The following is a 4,409-nucleotide window of genomic DNA, read 5'->3' on the forward strand; positions in this document are numbered from 1 at the left end:
CAAATGCTCTCCAATGCTGTTCCCTATATTTACTACTATGTCATCATATGAGCAAACTCAACAACGCCATATGCTTGCCGAATTTACCCTGTTGCCGATACTTGAAAGCGGCTATGATTCCTTTTCTTATTTCATCAGCGGGAGGCTACAGCTACAGGTTTATCGCAGATGATGCTGAGTACGGCGTCCAGTTTAGGACTCGAGATCAAATTGATGGTGTAGTAGCTAGTCCAGGGGTGCTTTAAATTATTTATCTTTTACACAGGGTACTTTTTCATGATTAGATGGTCACTATGGCCGCCCATGATGCAGGAGTTGGCGCAGTCCAAACGGCTCAACAATACAACGCACGTATGGACTGTGGTACCAATTTCTGGGACTTACCACTCCCTAATGAGATTCGAGAATATGTACCAAAATTATTAGCTTTTGCGTTTATTATTAGAAATGCGGCCTAAATAGCATAAAGTTGCCCTTATATCCCTAATTTCCCTTATTTTTCTTCTTTTAATATGAATTCTCAACTTATGATAATGATAAACAAAATCTTTTCCGACCAAGGTCTGCTCGTCCCACTTTATTTACATCAAACTTAGTAGTGCGTCTATTTCTAAAATAAATATTTCTGAACAATCACAAGGTATTTCTGAACAATCACAAGGTGAAGGCAGTCTCAAAGAACTACAAAGAACTAATTAGATTAGACAGGATTAATAATTCCTAAATTCAACTCCTAAATTCTTGGCTTTCTTTAGACTCCGTGATAAAGTGTGGATCGTTAAAATTTGAAAAGCAGAGAGATAACATTGGATTTAGATTCTACCAAGCGCAGTGTTGTTGCTGTAGCGGTTGCTTTAATTGTAGTAATTGCTGTTTATTTATCGGTCCCACCACTTAAGCTTGCCCCTCAAGGTATTTTTTTGCCAACCGCTCCGCTGGCCTCGCCTACTTCTCTAGACCAAGTGAATTTTTATAATCCCGTAACGGTCCCGTATGTATATAAACAGCTCGGTTATATGAATGTTGAATATTCTTCGAAAGAAGCTACCCCGGAAGGAGAGGCGCAAATTCAACAATATGTCAAACAAATGGTGTCACAAGGTGGGGCTAATGCAATTATCGTGACTCTGTTTGGTCATACTATCCCTGGGACCGTAAAAAGGGGGATATCCTCCTATATTTTCCGAGGCATTGCTATTTATGCTGTCCCTAACATTTAAGAGAACTTAATTAAAATGGTTTTTGATTTTCTCAATATTTTATCGTTATTGGCTATTTTTGCTGGGATAATTTGTTTAGTTGATATTATATGGCATCGTGTGAAAAAAACACCTATCGAGAAAAATGCTAAACATCCACTGATTATCGATTATGTACGTTCTTTTTTCCCTATTTTATTAATTGTATTAATTATTCGCTCATTATTATTCCAACCTTACCGAGTTCCGACGGGATCTTTAGAGCCCACGATTATGCCGGGGGATTTAATTTTAGTTAATCAATATGATTATGGATTATATTTTCCTTTATGGAATAAAAAATTTGTTACTATCGGCGAGCCTAAGAGAGGACAAATTGCTTTACTCCGGTGGCCGGTTAATCCAGCTGTTACTTTTGTCAAACGTGTTATTGGACTTCCTGGCGATCATATTAGTTATCAAAACAAAGTTCTCTCTATTAACGGAAAAAAATTTCTCAGAGATTTATCAAGGATACACTTGAAATTGGCGATGATGGTAAAACTTGGAAAGCTAAAGAATATGAAGAAAATCTAAATGGGATTAAGCATTTAATTCTCTCTCGCCTTGATCGCCCCACTCAAAACTTTAAAGACCTTCTAGTACCTAAAGGTAAATATTTTGTAATGGGTGATAATCGAGATGACAGCGATGATAGCCGGTCGTGGGGATTTGTCTCAACCAATGCTTTTATTGGACGTGCTTTATTTGTGTGGATGAGTTGGGATTCTCACAACCACCGCGTCCGTTGGCACCGTATCGGTAATCCATTATAGAAATTTTAAAGTCCCACCATTTTTTGAAAATTAATAGCTTTCTCAAACTCTTCGGCTGTCAAATATTTTAATTTCAACGCGGCTTCTTTAATTGTGAAGCCCTCTTTATAAGCTTTCTTGACGATTTCAGATGCTTTATCGTAACCAATAATTTGATTTAAGGCAGTCACGAGCATTAGAGAATTTCTAAGATAAGCATCAATTTTTTCCTTGTGCGGTTCGATACCAATGGCGCAATGATCATTGAAAGAGCGGCAACTATCTGTCAATAAATAGATAGATTGAATTAAATTGTATGCCATTACTGGTTTGAAAACATTTAATTCAAAATTACCCTGAGATCCTGCAATCGTAATTGTCGCGTCGTTTCCCATTACCTGCACGCATACCATTGTTAGAGCTTCAGATTGGGTTGGGTTTACTTTTCCTGGCATGATTGAGGAGCCTGGTTCATTTTCCGGAATAAAAATTTCCCCAATGCCACAACGAGGTCCCGAGGCTAACCACCGAATATCATTAGCAATTTTCATTAATGAGCAAGCAAGTGTTTTTAAAACCCCGCTCACCAACACAATTTCATCGTGTGCTGCTATTGCTCCAAATTTATTGGGAGCAGAGTAAAAAGACAATTTTGTCAATTTTGCAATATGTTCCGCTACTTTTTTAGCAAATTGGGGTGGCGCATTTAACCCTGTACCGACGGCAGTTCCTCCTAATGCTAATCGATAAAGAACAGGTAAAACATTAGTAATTGCTTCTAAACTATGATCCAATTGCGCCACATAACCTGAAAATTCTTGCCCTAAAGTAAGAGGGACAGCGTCTTGTAAATGAGTTCGTCCTACTTTAATAATCTGAGCGAAAGCATTAGATTTTTTTGTAAGGTATCGCGTAAGGTTTTTACAGAGGGTATAAGTTGATGAGCGATCATTTCAGAACAAGCAATATGCATGGCGGTTGGAAAGGTATCATTTGATGATTGGGATTTATTAACGTCATCATTGGGATGAATAGGATTTTTGCTTCCGAGTTTTCCACCTGCTAATTCAATAGCTCGGTTGCTAATAACCTCATTAATATTCATATTGGTTTGGGTGCCACTGCCGGTTTGCCATACTTTCAGTGGAAAATGGTCATTCAATTTACCTTCGATGACTTCGTCAGCCGCTTGAATAATATAAGTTAAAATTTCTGAAGAGAGTTTACCCAAGTCATTGTTAGTGAGAGCAGCCGCCTTTTTTAAAATTCCAAAGGCTCGGATAAGCTCAGGTGGCATAGTTTCGCGACCGATGGCGAAATTAATTAATGAACGCTGGGATTGTGCTCCATAATATTTATCAGCAGAAATTTCAATTTTCCCCATACTATCCTTTTCAATTCGTGTGACCATAATTACCTCGCTTTTTATAATGGTGCACAATGGTGCACCGGACACGATTTGAACCTGTGATCTGTCCCTTAGGAGGGGACTGCGATATCCAACTGTGCCACCCACCGGGGGATTATTAGGAAACTTTGGTGCATAATGATATCATAGGATTATTTTGACAGGGAGTATCTCAAAATGACAAAACGCAGGGCTGCTTTGGTTGGTGTTATTGTCGTTTCCATTTTAATCTTGATATTACTCTTAGTTTTAGTTTTTCATGCCCTGCGGACTTATTTTATTAAAAGAGCTACCGAGGAATATATTCCTCCGCTTGTTACCGTCTCAACGACGAAAACAATCCGTGAAAATTGGCAGCCGTAATGTTGGTAGGTAGTTTAGCAGGAATAAACGGCGTCAATGTCAGCTCAGAAGTGAGTGGAACAATTATAGGAATTGATTTTGAATCCGGTAAATTAGTTGAAAGAGGGTAATCCCTTAATTCAGCTCGATGATTCTACGGATATCTAAAATTTGAAAAACAACCAAGCACAACTTAACTTAAATCGAATTGTTTATGAGCAAAGAGCAGCTTTACTTAAGGTAGGTGCAATTTCGCAAAGCGATTATGATCAAGCGTTGACAAATTTACAGCGAGCCGAAGCTCAAGTTAATAATTCATTAGTTGCCATCAGTCAAAAAAAATGTTCACGCTCCTTTTTCCAGAAAAATTGGCATTTGACAGGTTAATTTTAGCCAATATGTTAATGCAGGAGAAACTCTAGTTAGCTTGCAATCATTGAATTCCTTATACGTGAATTTTTCTTTACCCCCAACAATATTTGAAAGATTTGTCGTTGAATCAAAAAAATGGTCGTATTAAAAATCTTTCTTAACGAAAAATTTTACAGAAAAATTATGGATATTAGCGCTTGTCACTAAATAAACTCGTAATATTAATAGAAACTCGTAATATTAATGTTCAAGTGACGCTTCCAAATCAGAATTATCATCTTTATTCCGGAGTAT

Annotated in this window: 5 protein-coding genes, 1 tRNA gene and 2 pseudogenes; 6 read left to right on the forward strand and 2 right to left on the reverse strand. The window is 37.6% G+C overall.

All coding sequences use genetic code 11. The features are described 5' to 3' along the window. Positions 1–284: 284 nt before the first annotated feature. The 3 genes and pseudogenes from B1F79_RS00405 to lepB all read left to right on the forward strand — a co-directional run bounded on the left by B1F79_RS00405 (position 285) and on the right by lepB (position 2,014). Positions 285–458, forward strand: coding sequence for a hypothetical protein (locus tag B1F79_RS00405; RefSeq protein ID WP_251365544.1), 174 nt, complete (start codon positions 285–287; stop codon positions 456–458). 348 nt (positions 459–806) lie between these two features. Then, positions 807–1,220 (forward strand): hypothetical protein, encoded by a 414-nt coding sequence (locus B1F79_RS00410; protein WP_251365545.1) that lies wholly within the window; start codon positions 807–809, stop codon positions 1,218–1,220. A 15-nt stretch (positions 1,221–1,235) separates the two neighbouring features. After that, positions 1,236–2,014, forward strand: a pseudogene (gene lepB, locus B1F79_RS00415) (signal peptidase I). A 5-nt stretch (positions 2,015–2,019) separates the two neighbouring features. Here the strand turns inward: lepB and fumC are convergent. Next, positions 2,020–3,404 (reverse strand): annotated as a pseudogene (gene fumC / locus B1F79_RS00420) (class II fumarate hydratase). Positions 3,405–3,434: 30 nt separating this feature from the next. Further along, positions 3,435–3,505 (reverse strand) — tRNA-Arg (locus tag B1F79_RS00425). Between the two features lie 73 nt (positions 3,506–3,578). Between B1F79_RS00425 and B1F79_RS00430 the strand changes: the two genes are divergently transcribed. Genes B1F79_RS00430 through B1F79_RS00435 form a run of 3 tightly spaced genes read left to right on the forward strand, consistent with a single transcriptional unit; the run spans position 3,579 to position 4,130 of the window. Then, a complete protein-coding gene (locus B1F79_RS00430; RefSeq protein WP_251365546.1) occupies positions 3,579–3,764 on the forward strand; it encodes a hypothetical protein in 186 nt (61 codons plus the stop codon). Then, positions 3,752–3,874, forward strand: coding sequence for a hypothetical protein (locus B1F79_RS06225; RefSeq protein ID WP_285896333.1), 123 nt, complete (start codon positions 3,752–3,754; stop codon positions 3,872–3,874). Before B1F79_RS00430 ends, B1F79_RS06225 begins: the two co-directional genes overlap by 13 nt. 40 nt (positions 3,875–3,914) lie before the next feature. After that, a complete protein-coding gene (locus B1F79_RS00435) occupies positions 3,915–4,130 on the forward strand; it encodes a hypothetical protein (protein ID WP_251365547.1) in 216 nt (71 codons plus the stop codon). Positions 4,131–4,409 lie beyond the last annotated feature (279 nt).

The organism is Coxiella-like endosymbiont of Rhipicephalus sanguineus (assembly GCF_018687865.1).

Coding starts and splice junctions, on each gene's coding strand:
- B1F79_RS00430 (WP_251365546.1), top strand. CDS start 3,579: ATGACAAAACGCAGGGCTGCTTTGGTTGGTGTTATTGTCGTTTCCATT.
- B1F79_RS00405 (WP_251365544.1), top strand. CDS start 285: ATGGTCACTATGGCCGCCCATGATGCAGGAGTTGGCGCAGTCCAAACG.